Below are 17,499 nucleotides of genomic sequence, written 5' to 3'. Positions count from 1 at the left end.
GACAGCGTCGGGCTAGTACGCCTGCTTGCCGGTAAAGGCATTGAGCGTGCGGACCAAAATGACAAAGTCGAGCCACAACGACCAATTGTTGATGTACTCGATGTCCGAGTCGACCCGCTGGATCATCTGCTCAATGTCTTTGGTTTCACCCCGGAAGCCCCTGACCTGCGCCAGGCCGGTCATGCCGGGTTTGATATTGTGCCGCGCAAAGTAGTCGACAATGTCTTGCGAATACAGCGTATCGTGCTGAAGTGCATGGGGGCGCGGCCCCACCAACGACATTTCGCCGGTCAATACATTGAACAACTGCGGCAACTCGTCCAGGCTGGTCTTGCGAATAAAGGCGCCCACCCGGGTGAGCCTTGGGTCATTCTTCTGAGCCTGTTTGACAACGCCATTTTCCGGTTGATGAACATGCATGCTACGGAACTTCCAGATGCGAAAGGATTCCCCCGTCCAGCCCATCCGTTCTTGCCTGAAGAAGACCGGGCCGCGACTGTCGATCTTGATCGCGATAGCCACCGCCAGCAGCACCGGTGAGGCACACAGTAAAATCAATGCGGCCAGCACCCGGTCTTCGAGGTTCTTCAGAAACAAACTCATGCCGGTCAAGGGTGTTTCCGACAAGGTCAATACCGGAATACCGGCAATTTCCCGCACACTGTGGTTAATCAAGCGCAACGAGAAGATATCCGGCACCCAGTTGACCGCAATGCACTTGTCGAGCAACTTCAAATAGACATCGTTAATCACTTCGGAGCCACCCAGCGGGGTGACCAGGTACACCGTGCGAATGGCGTGCTTGGCGACAATCTCGTCAAGGTCGGTGACATGCCCGAGTACCGGCAGGCGCTGCTTTGCGTCGGCACTGCCCTGCTCAGCCGAATCATTGATCAGCACGCAACCCAGCACCCGTTCACCGAACCAGGGGTTGTTGCTGATCTTCTGGTGCAGGAAGTTGGCAAGGTCACCCGCTCCGATAATAAGCGCGTTGTCCAGGCGGGCGTGGGCGGTAAAGCGTTTTTGCAATTCACGCACCACCACATGTAAAAACAGCTGGGCAAAATAACCAAAGACAAACAACTGCACCACCAACAACCGCGAGTACGTCTCGCTTTGTTTGGTAAGAAATGCCATGACCACCAGAAAACAAAAGGTTGCCGACCACGCCTTGAACAACCTGAACGCCTTGATCGACAAGCCGACGTTGGTTCGATAAATTGCATAATGGTCGTAAATAACAGCCAGCGCACCAATTAACAACAGCAGCATGATCACATAATCAGAGGTAATGTGACCGAACTGATCATAGATCAAGTACCAGGCAACACCGGTTACTGCAATTCCATCTAGACCTGCCTGAATGGCGTTACTTACGCTGCTTCTTCGCTGAAGTAAGGAACGACTGCTTCTGGGTTCGAGAACCATTTCAGACCTCATTAATTTGAGCGTAGCAAGTGCCTGGCAGCTTACTCAATCAATCCATAACAGCCTTTGAAGTAGAATCCTGTATTCTGAATAGTCTTCGCCGCCCCCCAAGGCCGCTTGTTATCACTGTAGCAGTCGCTCGCCCACCCGGCGGGCGGAATCCGCCCTGCCATGGATTTTGGCCATTTCAGACGGCTCGCCTGGCCGAATCGTCAGATACGCCTGGGCGTGTTACGGGCATCGAGCGTCTTCGCCTTGGTGCAGAACAGGGTTCGGATAAGGAACGCCGGGTTACCCACCACGTAACGCATGAACAGGCGTTTAGGCTCCTTCACCAAACGGAAGATCCACTCCCCGCCCAACCGGCGAAGCCAGGCCGGGGCCCGGCTGACCTTGCCGCCAAGAAAGTCCAGAATCGCCCCACCGCAGACGATCAGGCACGGCCCGCCACTGGCAACCAGCCATTGGGCAAGCGCTTCCTGCTTGGGCATCCCCATGCCCAGCACGATCAGTTCCGGCTGCGTTGCCCGGGCAAGTTCAAGGTAAGTGGCCACATCGGCAAAACCATCGTGGACCGACACCGGCACCAGACCGAAGCGGGCCTCGCAGCACTGCACCGCTTGGCCCAGAAACGGCTCTCGGGTACCCCAGAACGCAACTCGGCGCCCCTTGAACGCCGCCATCAGCTTGGGAATGAGGTCTGTACCATTCATGTTCAGCCCAGGGTCCAGCCCCAGGCGGCGATACAGGATGGCCATGCCGGCCCCATCACGCAGCAGCACATCGGCAGAACACAGCGCCTTGCAGTAATCCGCATTACCCGCCACCAGGTTCATGCCATGGGCATTGACGAAACCCAGTACCGTCGGCGCCTCGGGCCGGCACAGTGCCTCAAGCAGGTGTTGCGCTTGCGCAGGGTCACTGACTACCTGCAGTTTGCCGATAATCGTTTTCCAGCGGCTTTGCCATTCGCTCATCAGCTGTCATCCCGTTTCGAGCGCACCCATTCAACCTGGCGTTTGATCAAGAAACCCAGATACAAAGGGATCTTTCTCGCGGCGTAGAAAGGGGCGTAAAGCAACACCGAAAACGGGATCAGTTCCCGAGAGAAACGCCACCACGCCAGCAGCACCGCCACACCCAGCATTGCCAAGGCCGCCGTGGCGATCCACGCCGGTGCGGTGATACCGAACAGCAGCGCGGCCAGCCAGCACACGCCTACCACCACTATCAAGGCCAGTACCAGCAACGCCAACGGCGGGACCATCAGGTCCAGGGCCATGGCCAGCAGCGGCCAATTGCGCCGCGCGAGCGCGCCCACCAGCAAGCTAGGCACTTCGGCCACGATCACCCCCAGGTGGCCATGCTCCCAGCGGGTGCGCTGGCTGCTCAAGCCTTCCTGGCTGAGCGGGAACTGGCTGGTGACCTGCGCGAGAGGGCAAAACAGCGGTGGCTTGCCGCCCCGGCACAAATCCAGGCCCAGCTTCAAGTCTTCGACGAGGTGCCCATTGGCCAAATCGACCGCTGCCAGGTCCTGCCAGGAGAATGCCATGCCCGCCCCCATCAGCTGACAAGGCCAGCCCAGGCGTGCCCACCCTCGCGGGCGCACCAGGTTCTTCACCCGCCAGGCAAATTCGGCAATCTGCACTTTCAGGCCCGCGCCGGCGGGCGCATGCATCAGGTAGAGCGCCTGCACAGGCCGCGCAGCTTCAAGGCAGCGGCGTGCCAGCAGGTCAATGGCGCCCTCACCCACCTGGCAGTCGGCGTCGACGATGATCACCACCTCTGGCGGGTCCTGCGCCAGATGCCGCACACCGAAGTCCAGTGCATAGCCCTTGCCACGCAGTTGATCGTTGTGCCGCTCCATCACTTCAGCGCCCGCCCTGCGCGCCAATTGCGCGGTGTCGTCACTGCAATTGTCCGCCACCACCAGCAAACGGTCATGCGCCAGCATTTGCGGGCCGACGCTTGCCAGCGTCGACGCGATGATCGACGCCTCGTTGTGCGCAGGCACCAGCACCGCCACGCGCGGGCGCCTGGCACCGGCCGCGGGCGGTGATCGTGCAGGCAGGCAAGCCAGCAGCACCTGCGCGAACAACACCATCGATGGCAGCAGGATGGCAACCGCCACCAGGCCTATTAGCCACGCCAATAGGCTGATCATGCGCAGGCCTTGAAGTAGCTGGCCAACTTGGCCGCCTCGGTATCGATATCGTGGCGTTGCAGCACCCGCTCATACGCCGCCTCGCCCATGCGCTGCAACACATCGGCGGGTTGCGCCAGGCAATCGGCCATTGCCGCAGCCAGCTCCTCCACCGTGCCCGCTGGGAACAACCAGCCATTCTCGCCCTGGCGAACCAGCTCGGGGATGCCCGCCACATAAGTCGTCAACACCGGCCGGCGCAACGCCATGGCCTCCATGATGACCACCGGCAAGCCCTCGGCGAAGCTGGGCAACACCAAGGCACGGGCCGCCAGAATTTCGTCCCGCACCTGGGCGCCGCTGATCCAGCCGGTTATCCGCACCTGTGCCTGCAAGCCATGGCGGGCGACCAGGGCTTCGATCTGCCCGCGCATCTCACCATCCCCTGCCAATACCAGCTCGAATGCAACGCCTTGGGCGGCCAACAGGCGGGCCGCCTCGATCAGCAACAGCTGGCCCTTCTGTTCGCACAGGCGCCCCACGCACACCAGGCGTGGCGCCGAAGGTGCTGCAACAGCGGCGACGGCATGAAACTCGCGCTCCAGGCCACAATGCACCACCTTCACTTTCCCCCAGTGCTCATGGGCCACCCAGCGGAACAACTGGCTGCGCCCGTAAGAACTGACCGCCGCGACAAACGCTGCGCGGCGCACCTTTTCGCCCACGTGCAGAAATTGCGGTTTATCGAATTCTTCCGGGCCGTGCACGGTAAAGCTGTAGCCAGGCCCGCCGAGTGCATGGGCCAGCATCACCACCTCGGTGGAGTTGGTGCCAAAGTGCGCGTGCACGTGCTTGGCGCCAAAGGCCTGCAACCAGAGCAAGACCTTGCACGCCTCTGCCAGGTACACCAGGTGATAAGGCCAGGCCCGGTCTGCGCGCTGGCCCATGCGCAAGGCCAGCCACAGGGTGGCGAAGAAGCGCCGGGGCTCGGCGCGCAGTACCTGCAGCGTCGGTGCCAACAACCCCTTGACGCCGTCCTGCAGCACGTAGCGGGTCTTGTCCCGCTCGGCAATGTCCTCGGCGTCCTGCAGTTCGGCGTCCCAGCCCCGCAGGGCAATGCGCTGGATCTCCATGCCCTGGCGCTCCAGCGCCAGCATTTCGCGTCGAATGAAGCTATGGCTGACCTTCGGGTACTGGTTGATGAAGTAAGCAATGCGCATAGGAATCCAATTCAATGCCTGCGTAATGAACCCTGCCAACGGCAACCCGTTACTTCAGGCTGTCGATCGCCGGCGGCGGCCCCCCTGCCGATGCACGTTCAAGCACATCCCCCTTCATCCCTTGTAGCCCATGGTTGCGCTCGCTGCCTGACAATGCAGCTTCAACGCGGGCGAAAACGTCATCCAGCAAGGCATGACGCCGGCGGTACATCGCCCGCTTCTTGGGCGCGATGTCGTCTGCAGCCCGCTTGGCCGCGGCCAAAGGCAGACTGAAAAAGTCCTCGCGCTCCGACGCTGTGGCGCCGTTTTCCTGCCAGATGACGTCGTAATGGGCGGCCAGGTCTTGCGTCTTGTCGGCGCCAAAATAGGGATGACGATGGTGGCGGTACGCATCGCCGACGGCGTAGATGCGCACTACCCCCAGCGCCCTGGCCATGCACTTGAAGGCTTCCAGCAGAAAACTTCTGGGGCGCAGGCCTTCGAAGTCCTTGGTCAGGTCCCTGTAGATGTTCAACGACGTTTCGCTGTCGATGCCTTTGTGAATGCCCTGGACGGCGCCAATGAACAGGCACAACTCACCGTGCTGACGGCACAGGGTGAACGCCAGTGACGCCACGCGCAGATCGCCCTGGAACAGGTTGAGCACCAGTTCACCTTCACGCTTGAACCAGATGGGCCGGTCCAGCAGCAGCGCGCACCCCTTCGAATAGGCTGACAGGTCACACAAGGTCAGGCTGTCGTCCCGGCCCAGCAGCAACAATTTCGGAAACTGCCTGGCCACCTCTTCGAAGTGCGACGCCACCACCCCCAGGCGCTCCTGCGCCTGCCAATTCTTGCTGATGTAGGGCCACTGCACGACGCCGATGCAATCCACCCCAAGCCTTGCAAAGCGGTCATCACCCAGCGCAGCCGACATGCGCTGCATGAACGCCTTCAGTGCGGGCCACTGCCTGGCGATCTCTACCGTCAGCTTGGCTTTGTTGTTCAAGGCCCGCAGCGAGTAGCCGGGTTGCAGGGTGAGCACACTTTTCACTATCGATCTGGCAATCATAGGGCTCTCATTTGTACTCGATCAACGCGGCCTTGCCGGCAGCGAACCGGTTCAACAGGAACTTTACCTGCCCAAGCATTTCAGGGAATTTGCCAAGCACCAGGAACACCGCCTGCAACCAGTTCTCGCGCCTCGACTTGCCACCGCGACGCGCCAGGCGCGCGGCCTGCAGCGGGTAGATCAGCAACAGCAGCAGCGCCCAGCCACCCAGCAGGCCACTGGCAAGCACTGTCGCCAGCGGGATACCCAAGCCCCACAGCCAGGCGCGGCGAGACTCGCGCAACCAATGATGCTCTGGCGCGCCCCCATGCAAGAAAGCACCTTCGGCATAGGCATGGCCGGCCCGCAAACTGCGTCGCCACCACTGCCTGAAATGGGTCATGGCCGCATCGTGCAAGGTCATTTCAGCGGCCAGCCGCCAGATCTTCCAACCCTTGGCGCGCAAGCGCACGCACAACTCTGGCTCTTCGCCGGCAATCAGGTCCGGGCGGAACCCGCCCACTTGGGTGAACGCGTCGACACGCATCAATGCATCGCCACCACAGGCCTTGGCTTCACCGATGGGCGTGTCCCATTCCAGGTCGCACAGCCAGTTGTAAATCGAGCGCTGGGGGAACCGTTCGCGCCGACGCCCGCACACCACCGCCACCTCAGGGTGCGCCTGCAGAAATGCCTGGGCGCTGGCCAACCAGCCTGGATCCACCTCGCAATCACCGTCGACAAACTGCACGTAGCGCATCGATGGCAACAGCCGTTGCAGGCAAGCGAAGCCCTCGTTACGCGCCCGGGCTGCGGTGAACGGGCGGGCCATGTCGAGCGCCAGCACGTGCACGCCCAAAGCCTGCGCCATGGCCACGGAGCCGTCGCTAGAACCTGAGTCGACGTACACCACCTGGTCCGCACCGTGCGCCAACGAGCGCAGGCAGCGCTCCAGGCGCAGCCCCTCATTGCGGCCGATCACCACCACGCCGATACCTGTCTCCATGGGCCTCACTCGACCGGGCACGCCACAGCTTCAGTTGGTTTTCGACGCTTGACGGTCGCGGGTACACCGACCGCCAGTGAGTCGTCGGGCACATCGATCAGCACCACGGCATTGGAGCCAATGGTCACGTTGTTGCCGATGCGGATATTGCCCAGCACCTTGGCCCCTGCGCCGATATCGACGTTGTTGCCAAACACCGGCGCAATCGGCTCGTTGACGTTCTTCAGGCCCACCACCACACCGTTGCGAATACGGCAGTCATCGCCGAACCGGGCGTAGCCACTGATGACGATGCCGCCAAAATGGTCGATGACGAAGTTGCGGCCGATCACCACCTCGCAGGGCAATTCCACCCCGGTGATGATCTGCACGAACTTGAACAAGATCTTGTAGAGGATGGAGAACAGTTTGCGCAGCAGGGCCGGGCGCACACCATAGCGCCAGCGCCCAAAGCGATACACCAGCAGCACCCAGAACCCCTGGGCGCCCCAATCACCACCGTGTGCACGCAAGTCCGCGCGGATATTCTCGAACATGGCTTCACCTACCGTGTGGGTTGGGTTGCGAACCGGGTCTTGAACAACAGCGACCAGGTGGTCTGGCAATGCCGCCAGCAGGCCCGTATCGCAGCGCGGCCCCTTCCCTTCAACAGCGCCTTGAGCGCCAGCACCAGGTCCCCTATGCACACCAGCAGCATGTGCAGTGCCAGCCCGGCAACACCGTGGTGTTTGCGAAAGTACAGCAGCTCGCTCTCGATCTGGTAACTGGAGATCTGCCGGCTGGCCGCCTCCAGTTCGCTGACTGACTTGGAGCTTTCGCCGCCGATGTGCACCACCGTGGTATGGGGATAGAACACCACCTTCCAGCCCGCCTCCTTGACCCGCTTGCAGTGGTCAACTTCCTCGTAGTACAGAAAGTAGCGCGGGTCGAACAGGCCGACCTGGTCCAGCACTTCTCGACGGACCAGGTAGAAGCAACCGGGCAGCCAGTCGCACTCCCGTACCGAGCCATGGTCCCAGCTCATCTCGTCGACCATTTTCAAGCCGGGGAAAAAGCGCCCCAGCCCGGTGCGGCCGACAAACACGTTCAGGGGGGTTGGGAAGTAGCGGCAACTGGGTTGCAGGTCACCCTCGCGACCTTCCAGGCGCACGCCTAGCACACCGCACTCAGGGTGGTTGTCCATGTACTCGATGGTTTTGGCCAGGGAGTCGGCCGCCACGAAGGCATCGGTGTTGAGCAGCAGCGCGTACTTGCCCTGCAGGTGCGCAAGCAACTGGTTGTTGGCACGGCCAAAACCGACGTTCTTCTTGTTGCTCAGCAACAGCGCCTCGGGGCACACCTTGGCCATGCGCTCTACAGAGTCATCGACCGAGGCATTGTCGACAACCAGGTAACTGGCGAGTTTTTCGCTATCGGCCTGGCGCAGCGCATCGAACATGGGCTGTAGCAAGGACGCGGTATTGAAGTTGACCACCATGACATCGACGGGTTTTCTATCCATTGCTACCGTCCCCGAAGAAGTACTGCCGCCGTTGCGCAGCAAGGGCTGGCTCGACCGCCGGGTCGAATGCACCTTTGCGCTGTTTGACCATTTCGATCCAGGGGTAGCTTTCGCAGCGATCCTCGACCCTTTTGATCAGGGCCTCGGTGGTGCAGATGAACTTGGCCGGGTTGCCGCCGACCACGGTGCCGGGCAGCACGTCCTTGGTGACCACCGCACCGGCAGCCACGATCGAGTCGGGCCCGATGGTCACGCGGGGCATGACGATTGCGCCATGGCCGATGAAGCAATTGTCCTTGATGTCGATGTAGCCGACGGAATCGAGGTGTTTGCCGTAGCAGAGTTCGATCAGCGCGACCACGCCATCGTGCCCGATCAGGGTGCAATCCGAGAGCCCGACGTTATTGCCAATGCGCACCAGCGCAGGGTCAGTGACGTTGCACCCAGGGTTGATGTGGAAGTTGTTGCCTACCGAATGAAACTTGCCCCAACGGGCCAGGTAGTTGCCCCACTCCCGTCCTGTAGGGTTACAGAACTTTTTGTATGTCGAGCCTCCACGCCCTGTGGAATTGACATAATACGTCAGTGCACTCCGTAGCCATCCATTCATTCTGCAAGCCTCGCAATCAAAGCGAATCTGGACTGTCCCTGAGGCGAATTCGGTCTCGTTCTTCTTGGTGCTGACCGCATCGCACTCAACCCGTTTACAACGTGCGTTACACCGTGGCACCCGTAGCCGATTTCAATTTTTCATTGAGGTGGTCCGCCAGCCGCACGGCAAATTGCAACAACGGCATGGTCGGGTTGGAAGCGCCGCCCTTGGCGAAGATACTGCTTCCCGCAATGTAGAGGTTCTGGGTGCCGAAGACTTTGCAGTCGGCATCGACCACACCGAACTCGGGGGACGCGGCCATGCGCGTGGTGCCCATATGGTGGGCATGCGGCGCCATCTTCAGCGGCACCGACGTGTCATACACGAAGTCATTGAGCTTGACGTAGCCAAGGTCCATGTCGGCGAACTGCTTGGCCAGTTCAGTACCAATGCACTTAATGGTGTGCCGGTCGGTGTCGCTCAACGCCCAATTGACGTTGACCTTGGCCACCCCCAGTTCATCCTTTTCATCCAGCAGCGATATGCGGCTTTGCCGGTTGGGGAACTGCTCGATCATCGTGCCGATCACGCCGTCGCCGGGGCAGCTGAACTTGGCGAAAAATTCGATTTTGCTGGCAACGCCCATGTCACAGGCGAGGTTCTCCAGAAAGTGTTTGACCTCGGCCGTGCGGCCATAGGTCTGTACATCCGAGAGCAATGCGGCAGTCACATTGCCTTTACCTGCCTGGTACTCCGCGACAAAGGCATCGGTGGTGTAGTACTGGCGCATCTCCTTGTCCTGGTCCGACTTCAGGATGAAGGTCCCCATGTCGATATTCAGGTGTTCCATGAAGCAACACCCGGTCAGCCCTTGCTTGTCGACGATACCGGCGGCCAGCAGGGTTTCACTGTTGAGCAATTGCCGGGCATTTTCGATGGCGCCGGTCGCCAGGATGAAGTGCCTGGCCTGCACGCGCTGCCGATGGCGGTCGTAGTCAGACACCACGGCGGCCATCACCTGGCCTGAGGCTTTGTCGAACTCAAGATCGACGCAGTTGCAATTGATGAACACATCCAGCCCCGCAGTCTCATTCAGCGCTGTTGCGTACTTCTGTGCAAAGCGCGTCGGCGGGCTGAGCAGGAAGCGGTCAGGCTCGAACTCGCCGCCACTAAGGCCGGTGTTCATCGCATGAAATGCCGCGCCTGACGGCAGGTCGACGATCTCCATGGCCGCCGCCAGATAACCCTCGATTTCCGAATACGGGATGGGCCAGCCGGGCAAGTCACCGGGCGGTGCAATGGCGAAATCCGAAGGGGTAAAAGGCCGGCAGCGCCCCGCCCAGTGATTGGACGTGCCGCCCAGATAACGCAGGCGTGTTTCCTCGGCGTACAACTCAAGGCCAGTCGACGTGCACTGGTACAGCCCTTGCGAATGCGGCGAATACTCGTGCCCGCCCCCTTCGGCCAGCATCACGTTCCACCCGGCAGCCGCCAACCGCAGCGCCAGGGTAATGCCTGCGGGGCCAGCCCCGATGATGCAAAAATCGTAGCCGTCACGCAGCGTTTTCTGCTGCTGATAGTCCTTGATCATGCTTGCTCGTTCCGGAAGTACTGCGAGGGCAACACCCAGCCATTGATTACCACGTAGCCGGTTTTTTCGACGGGTTTGCGTGCAACGTCTGCGCCCCCGCCAAACACGGCGCCGCCAACGCCCAGCAAGACACAGCTCTGAAGAAAGCCCCTACGACCCAAAAGCGCAGTGCACAACGTAAGCTTCCCCATGATCCCGACCTATCTCGATGAAGTGTTCAAAAGTCAGTCACTCAACCGCCCCGACGTTGAAACATCGCTCGCCAGACGGCGGCGTTACAGCCAGTTGAACAAACGGGTCGCCAGCAGGCCGCAGAGCGCGCCCACCGCCAGCATCGGCAAGACCACCAGCTCGCGCTTGATGCTGAAGATATCAAGCTTGCAGTTGACGTAGACAATCAGCAGCAGCGTCGGGAAGGTATGCAGGGCAACCCCCCAGATTGCATAGTTCACCCCACCAATGGCCAGCAGCAGTGGCAACAACGCCCATAACGAGACTAGCCGGATGATGTTGTCCATGGCCTGGTACTTGGTCAGGCCCAGGGCAATCCATATCTGGTGTGCCAAGGTATAGCGCAATGTGAAGAAGGACAGCGACAGAATGGCAAGGATCGTACCTGCCTCGGTGTAACGCGCGTCATACATCCAGCCGATCAGCAACGGGCTGGCGGTCAGGAACACCCCGCAGGCAAACAGCATGGCCAGGTCGACCAGCAACCTGAAACGGTAGTACAAGGCCTTCAGGCGCTCTTTGTCACCTTCCCGGGCGGCTTCGCTGAAGGCCGGCAGCGCCACCGAACCCACCAGTTTCAGCAACCCGGTCTGCACAGACCCGAGGATCAGCACGGCAATGGAATACACACCCAGTTGCCCCGCCGTCATGCTGGCGCCAAACCAGATGCGGTCGCCGTACATGGCCAACACCCCCACCATCGACGACAGCAGGATCCAGCGGCCAAACACGATCAGCTCGGTCAGTGCACTACGGTCCCAGCGCAAGTGGTTGTTCGGCCCTTGCAGGGCCGTGTGGCCCAGTACAGTACCCGCCAGGGCACTGACCAGGCCCGCGACCACCAGTGACCAGATCGACCGCGTGAAGTAGCCGATCACCAGCATGGCGATCAAACCGACCACTTGCGAGGCAAGGTCTACCAGCACCACGCGCTTTTGTTGGAAAGTTCGTACAGCGACATCTATCTTGGTGGATTGGAAGCCCCAGATGATTGCCGAAAGGCCAGTCACCGCCAATACCATCGGCAGCTCCGGCGCCGCATAGGTGGAGTCCGCCGGCCACAGGTTGGCAAGCTGCGCGAACCAGGACGCGGCCGCCAGCAGCAAGGTCAGGGCAAACAGCACGAAACCGCGGATGATCTGTACGGTCCAGGCGGTATTGAGAAATTCTGGGTCGTCACCCCGGTGGCTCTGGATGATGTTCTGGCGCAAGCCGACATCGGAGAGCAAGTGCAAAAGCACCGAAACCGTGGTGGCAATGACCATCACACCGAACATTTCCGGCAATAGCAAACGGGCCATGATCAGGTTGCCGCCCAAGCGCATGACCTGTGACGCCACCAGCGATACCAGGTTCCATGACCCGGCCTTCAGTGCGCGGTTGCGCAGGCTCGCTGAGGCTGACACATCAATCGACGGCATGACTTCAATCTCTGACTGATTCGCTAAAAGTCACTATAGTTTCAATTAGCCATGATGCTAGCCGTTGCTTACCGAGGGATAGGTGCCTTAGCCAATGCCTGAACATTTTCGTGCACTTGTCGTCATTCTGTTTCTGGCAGGCGTCGTTTTCGTCATGGCGCGCCGCCCGGCGACAGATCTCATCCCCTACAGCGACTTCAAGCGCCGACGCAACCTATGGTTCGTCCTGACGCTGGTGGCCTTTGCCTCCCATAGTTTCTGGGTGTACGTGGCTGCGGCCGCGATCATCATGTATATCGCAGGGCGGCGCGAACGCAATGCCATGGCGCTGTTTTTCATGTTGCTGTTCCTGATTCCACCTGCGTCGGTGCAGATACCCGGGTTCGGCGTGGTCAACTACCTGGTCGACCTCAACCATGTTCGCCTGCTGACGCTGTGCGTGTTGCTCCCTGCGGCGCTGGCCTTGAGCAGGCAAAGCGACACCCTGCGCTTCGGCCGCACCTGGCCGGACAAGCTGCTGGCGGCAAGCCTGGTGTTGATGAGTGTGCTGTACCTGCGTGAAACCACCCTCACTGACACCTTGCGCCAGGCACTGTACCTGTACATCGATGTGTTCCTGCCGTACTACGTCGCCAGCCGTGGGCTCAAGGAAATCAGTGACTTCAAGGATGCCATGCTGGCGTTCGTACTGGCCTCCTTCGTCCTGGCATTGATCGGCGTCGCCGAGTTCGTCCGCCACTGGCTGCTGTACAACGCCCTGATCGATGCCATGGGCGTGCAATGGAGCATGTCCGGCTACCTGAGCCGCGGTGGCTCGCTGCGCGCCAGCGCCACCACCGGCCAGGCGATTGCGCTGGGTTACGTAATGAGCGTGGCCATCGGCCTGTACCTGTTCGTCCAGGGTTACGTCCGCAGCCAGCTGCAGCGGGTACTCGGCGCGCTGCTGCTGGCCGCCGGGCTTTTCGCACCCTTGTCCCGCGGCCCCTGGATCGGCGCCGTGGTCATCGTGGTGGTGTTCATTGCCCTGGGCAAAGGCGCGGTCAAGCGCCTGACCGTGCTCGCCCTCGCCGGCGTGCTGGCGCTGCCGCTGCTGACGGTGCTGCCCGGGGGCGACAAGGTGCTGGACCTGTTGCCCTTCATCGGCAATATCGAGAAAGAGAACATTACCTACCGGGAACGGTTGATCGACAACGCCTGGATCGTCATCCAGCGCAACCCGCTGTTCGGCTCGTTCGACTTCCGTAACACCCCGGAAATGCAATCGATGATTCAGGGTGAAGGCATCATCGACATCGTCAACACCTACGTCAGCCTGGCGCTGCGGGTCGGGCTGGTCGGGCTCGCGCTGTTCGTGGCGTTCTTCGTCACCGTGCTGCTGGGCATCCGCAAGGCCATGCGCGCATTCCCCGACAAGGATGACGAGCAACGGCAACTGGGCCGGGCCTTGCTGGCGACCCTGGTGGGCATTCTGGTGATCATTTTCACCGTCAGCAGCATCACCATCATCCCCACGGTGTACTGGTCGATCGCCGGGCTTGGGGTGGCCTACATACAAAGGGTGCGCAGGCTCCGTGCCAGCCAGGCCAGCGCCCTTGCCGATGCACGACTTCAACCCAGGTGATGCCAATGACCGCTTTTTCCATGCACCGCTTCGTGCGGGCTTCGCTGCTCGCTGGCCTGGCCGTGGTGTCGCAGGCTGGCTGGGCATCAGGCTGGCTCGTCAGCGTCGAAGAACAGAACGGCCTGCCCACCGTGACCCGCGGTGGCGGCCCCGTGATGAAAGCAAAGTTCGACTTCTGGGCGGCTGACTGGAGTTGGACCGGCTTTTATACCGCCTTCAAGGTCAATGCGCCCTACCGCTACACCCTGCAAGGCAAGAATAAGGAGCTGGACTTCGACCTGGCAGCGGATATCCGCAAGGAGCAGGCGCAAACCCTGACCTGGGCGTTCGACCTGACCGCACACAGCAGGCAGAGCGACGTGATGGGCGGCGGCATCGTGTTCCAGTTCGACCCTGCCGTGGTCGCCGGGGAAATGGGCGAGCCGGTGCTGCTACCCGGCAACCGCGGCTGGTCCTGGGGCAAGGATGCGCAAGGCAGGCGCATCGAGATGCGCTTCGAGCCTGCGCTGGCGAAGGTGTACTTCGAACAGGGCAACACCTCCGAAATTCGCGCGTTTTTCTACAAAGACCCCATCAGCGCTGGCCAGCAGCAGATCAAGGCCACATTGAACGTGACCGGCGATATCGAGCTTGGTCCCACCCCAACCGAACGCTTTGGCCTGGCCGACCCCACACAATGGCCCGACGACCAGCTCGACTGGCAAACCTCGCCGGTCGACCTGTCCTTTCTCAATGCGCCAGAGAAACCGGCAGGCAAGCGCGGTTTTGTCAAAGCCTCTGGCGAGCAACTGGTGTTCGAGGACAACACGCCCGTACGCTTCTGGGGCACCAACCTGTCCGCATACTCGCTGTTCAAGACGCCGGACGAGGAAATCACCAAACAGGCCAAGCGCCTGTCGGCACTGGGCTTCAACCTCGTGCGGCTGCACCACCATGACTCGCCGTGGGTCAGCCCGAACGTGTTTGGCGACGGCACCCTGATTCGCGATACCCAGCAACTCAATGCCGAATCACTGCGCAAGATTGACCTGTGGGTCAAAAGCCTCAAGGACGAAGGCATCTACGTATGGCTCGACATGCACGTACAGCGCGCCCTCACTGCCAATGACAATATCTATGCCTTCGACGAACTGGCCAAGGGCGAGAGCCGGGTCGACCTCAAGGGCTATGCCTATGTGAACCTAAGCATTCAACAGGCGATGAAGCGCTTTGCCGAGCAGTACATGACCCATGTGAACCCTTACACCGGGCTTGCCTACAAGGACGACCCGGCAATTGCCGCGGTATTGATCACCAACGAGAACGACATCACCCAGCACTACGGCAACGCCCTGATGCCGGACAAGCGCGTGCCCAAGCACAGCCAGCTCTACATGGAGGAAGCCAAAGCCTTCGCCAAGCGCCATGACCTGTCGGCAGACCGCACCTGGCGTGCCTGGGAGCATGGCCCGTCGAAACTGTTCCTGAACGACCTGGAACGGCGCTTCGATGTCGACATGATCGCGCACCTGCACAGCCTGGGGGTCAAGGTACCCATTGCCACCACCAGCACCTGGGGTGGCAACGGCCTGAGCGCGCTGCCGGCGCTTACCGCTGGCGATGTGATCGACGCACACAGCTACGGCGCCATCGGCCAGCTCGAAAAGAACCCGCTGACCAGCGACGGGATGATCAACTGGATAGCCGCAGCCCAGGTGGTCGGTTTGCCCCTGACGGTCACCGAGTGGAACGCCGAACCCTTCCCGCTGCCCGACCGCCATTCACTGCCCCTGTATGTGGCAGGCACCGCCAGCCACCAGGGCTGGGACGCCATGATGCAATACGCCTACAGCCAACAGGCCTTCAACAGCGGCTGGCGCACGGCAGACAATTGGCACGCCTACAACGACCCAGCGATGCTGGCCACCCTGCCCGCCGCCGCCCTGCTCTATCGCCGCGCCGATGTACGCCAAGCCACCACCCGCTACGTTTTCGCGCCAACACCGGCCACCTTGTTCGACCAGGACATCACCCCGCGCAACGCGCTGGCCCTGCGTACCGCCATGGAAAAAGGCAGGCTGCAGATTGCCATGCCTCAGACGCCGGAGTTGCCGTGGCTGAAACCCAGCGCCATCCCTGCCGACGCACAGGTGCTACACGACCCTGGGCAGTCGCTGCTGGACGCCGATGCCAGCGAGTCGGTGACTGATACCGGGGAGCTCAAGCGCAACTGGCAACAAGGCCTCTACACCATCGACACGCCCCTCACCCAGGCCGCGACGGGCTGGCTTGGCGGGCGAACGGTCAACCTGGGGCAAATCGCGGTACAGGCAAAAACACCGTATGCCAGCGTCGTCGTGCAAAGCCTTGATGCGAAACCGCTCGGTCAATCGCGCAGCCTGCTGATCTCTCTGGGCACCCGGGCCGTGCCCAAGGCCGATGACAAGACGCCGTTCAATGTCGAGCCCTTCGAAGGCACGTTGTCGATCAAGGCTGCAGCTGGCTTGAAACTCTTCGCGCGCGACGCCCAGGCACAGCTGAAGGAACTGCCAGCGGCCTACCAGGACGGGCGATACAGCATCACCTTCGATGGCCAGTACATGTCCAACTGGCTGTTCTTGAAATAGGGCATTTGGCCATCTACAGTCTCTGAAGACCTGTAGCTGATACTCCCGCCGGTTCGATTCAGGGACGACTCACTGCGTCGGTACAACAGCAGCGTCCAGGAGGCACGGATGAAGTTACTGGTTGTCGGTGGCGCGGGGTATATCGGCTCGCACATGGTCAAGCACTTGCTGGCCGCAGGCCATGAAGTGGTGGTGGCGGACCTGGTGTCGCCTGGCCCTGGGGTGCAATGGGCCGAACTGGACATTGCCAATGAGCCCGCGCTGGATGCCCTGTTCGCCGAGTGCCCGTTCGATGCGGTGTTCCACTTCGCTTCGTTCATTCAGGTGGGTGAGTCTGTCAGCGCCCCTGGCAAGTACTATCAGAACAACGTAGCGGCTACCCTGACATTGCTGCAGGCCATGGTGAATGCGGGTATCAAGCGCTTGGTGTTCTCCTCCAGCGCTGCCGTGTACGGCAACCCCCACTACGTGCCCATCGACGAAGCGCATGGCAAGGCACCGATCAACCCTTACGGCCTCAGCAAATGGATGGTCGAGCAGATCCTTGAGGATTTCGACCGCGCCTACGGGCTGAAGTCGGTTTGCCTGCGTTACTTCAACGCTGCGGGGGCTGACCCTGACGGCCAGTTGGGCGAACGCCATGAGCCGGAAACCCACCTGATACCGCTGATTCTCCAGGCAGCCTCCGGCCGACGTGATGCGGTGACGGTGTTTGGTCGTGACTACGACACTGCAGATGGCACCTGCATCCGTGACTATGTCCATGTCGCCGACCTGGCATCGGCGCACGCGCTGGCGGTGGACTACCTGATGGCAGGCGGCGCCAGCACGGCATTCAACCTAGGTAATGGGTTGGGCTTTTCAGTGCAACAGGTGATCGATACCGCCCGTGCAGTCACAGGCCGGCAGATCCCTACGCTCGATGCGCCACGCCGCGCCGGCGACCCGCCCAGGTTGGTGGCGGATGCCAGCAAGGCAATGCAGGTGCTGGGATGGCAGCCTGCGTATGCGTCGCTTGAACGGATTGTGGCGCATGCCTGGCAGTGGGAGTTGCAGTACCCCTGGCATTGAGAGCTGCCTGCTCAATTCCCTGGGGCTGCTTCGCGGCC

General features: G+C 61.1%; 14 protein-coding genes. 3 read left to right on the top strand and 11 right to left on the bottom strand.

The features are described 5' to 3' along the window. Positions 1-12: 12 nt before the first annotated feature. The 11 genes from PC358_RS03905 to PC358_RS03850 form a co-directional block, all read right to left on the bottom strand. A complete protein-coding gene (locus PC358_RS03905; RefSeq protein ID WP_033697665.1) occupies positions 13-1,428 on the bottom strand; it encodes an undecaprenyl-phosphate glucose phosphotransferase in 1,416 nt (471 codons plus the stop codon). A 212-nt stretch (positions 1,429-1,640) separates the two neighbouring features. After that, positions 1,641-2,405 (bottom strand): WecB/TagA/CpsF family glycosyltransferase, encoded by a 765-nt coding sequence (locus PC358_RS03900; protein WP_033697664.1) that lies wholly within the window; start codon positions 2,403-2,405, stop codon positions 1,641-1,643. After that, positions 2,405-3,592 carry a glycosyltransferase family 2 protein gene (locus PC358_RS03895; RefSeq protein ID WP_033697663.1) on the bottom strand — a complete coding sequence of 396 codons (1,188 nt, stop codon included), beginning with the start codon at positions 3,590-3,592 and terminating at the stop codon, positions 2,405-2,407. Before PC358_RS03895 ends, PC358_RS03900 begins: the two co-directional genes overlap by 1 nt. Beyond that, positions 3,589-4,791: a glycosyltransferase family 4 protein gene (locus PC358_RS03890; protein ID WP_033697662.1), complete on the bottom strand. Its 1,203-nt coding sequence runs from the start codon at positions 4,789-4,791 to the stop codon at positions 3,589-3,591. Before PC358_RS03890 ends, PC358_RS03895 begins: the two co-directional genes overlap by 4 nt. Positions 4,792-4,840: 49 nt before the next feature. Beyond that, positions 4,841-5,842: a VirK/YbjX family protein gene (locus PC358_RS03885; RefSeq protein ID WP_033697661.1), complete on the bottom strand. Its 1,002-nt coding sequence runs from the start codon at positions 5,840-5,842 to the stop codon at positions 4,841-4,843. A gap of 7 nt (positions 5,843-5,849) precedes the next feature. Continuing rightward, positions 5,850-6,827: a glycosyltransferase family 2 protein gene (locus PC358_RS03880; protein WP_033697660.1), complete on the bottom strand. Its 978-nt coding sequence runs from the start codon at positions 6,825-6,827 to the stop codon at positions 5,850-5,852. A 5-nt stretch (positions 6,828-6,832) separates the two neighbouring features. Continuing rightward, positions 6,833-7,363 (bottom strand): serine O-acetyltransferase, encoded by a 531-nt coding sequence (locus PC358_RS03875; protein ID WP_033697659.1) that lies wholly within the window; start codon positions 7,361-7,363, stop codon positions 6,833-6,835. An 8-nt stretch (positions 7,364-7,371) separates the two neighbouring features. After that, complete coding sequence (locus PC358_RS03870; protein ID WP_033697658.1) at positions 7,372-8,328, bottom strand: glycosyltransferase family 2 protein; 957 nt, start codon at positions 8,326-8,328, stop codon at positions 7,372-7,374. Continuing rightward, on the bottom strand, positions 8,321-8,938 hold the full coding sequence (locus PC358_RS03865) for an acyltransferase (protein ID WP_033697657.1): 618 nt from the start codon (positions 8,936-8,938) through the stop codon (positions 8,321-8,323). The genes PC358_RS03870 and PC358_RS03865 overlap by 8 nt, the downstream gene beginning before the upstream one ends. 106 nt (positions 8,939-9,044) lie before the next feature. Next, entirely contained in the window at positions 9,045-10,511 is a 1,467-nt protein-coding gene (locus PC358_RS03860; RefSeq protein ID WP_033697655.1) for an FAD-dependent oxidoreductase, read from the bottom strand. Positions 10,512-10,786: 275 nt separating this feature from the next. Continuing rightward, a complete protein-coding gene (locus PC358_RS03850) occupies positions 10,787-12,163 on the bottom strand; it encodes an oligosaccharide flippase family protein (protein ID WP_033697650.1) in 1,377 nt (458 codons plus the stop codon). A 94-nt stretch (positions 12,164-12,257) separates the two neighbouring features. On the opposite strand from PC358_RS03850, the gene PC358_RS03845 reads away from it, so the two are divergent. From PC358_RS03845 to galE, 3 genes are all read left to right on the top strand, one after another. Next, entirely contained in the window at positions 12,258-13,784 is a 1,527-nt protein-coding gene (locus tag PC358_RS03845) for an O-antigen ligase family protein (RefSeq protein ID WP_033697648.1), read from the top strand. A 5-nt stretch (positions 13,785-13,789) separates the two neighbouring features. Continuing rightward, positions 13,790-16,390, top strand: coding sequence for a cellulase family glycosylhydrolase (locus PC358_RS03840; RefSeq protein WP_033697646.1), 2,601 nt, complete (start codon positions 13,790-13,792; stop codon positions 16,388-16,390). A gap of 108 nt (positions 16,391-16,498) precedes the next feature. Next, positions 16,499-17,461, top strand: a complete 963-nt coding sequence (gene galE, locus PC358_RS03835; protein ID WP_033697644.1) for a UDP-glucose 4-epimerase GalE — start codon at positions 16,499-16,501, stop codon at positions 17,459-17,461. Positions 17,462-17,499: the final 38 nt, after the last annotated feature.

The sequence above is a fragment of the Pseudomonas capeferrum genome (genome assembly GCF_000731675.1).
GTDB lineage: Bacteria > Pseudomonadota > Gammaproteobacteria > Pseudomonadales > Pseudomonadaceae > Aquipseudomonas > Aquipseudomonas capeferrum.
The sequence above is the reverse complement of the archived record's forward strand: the minus strand, read 5'-3'. Positions and strand labels throughout refer to the sequence as shown.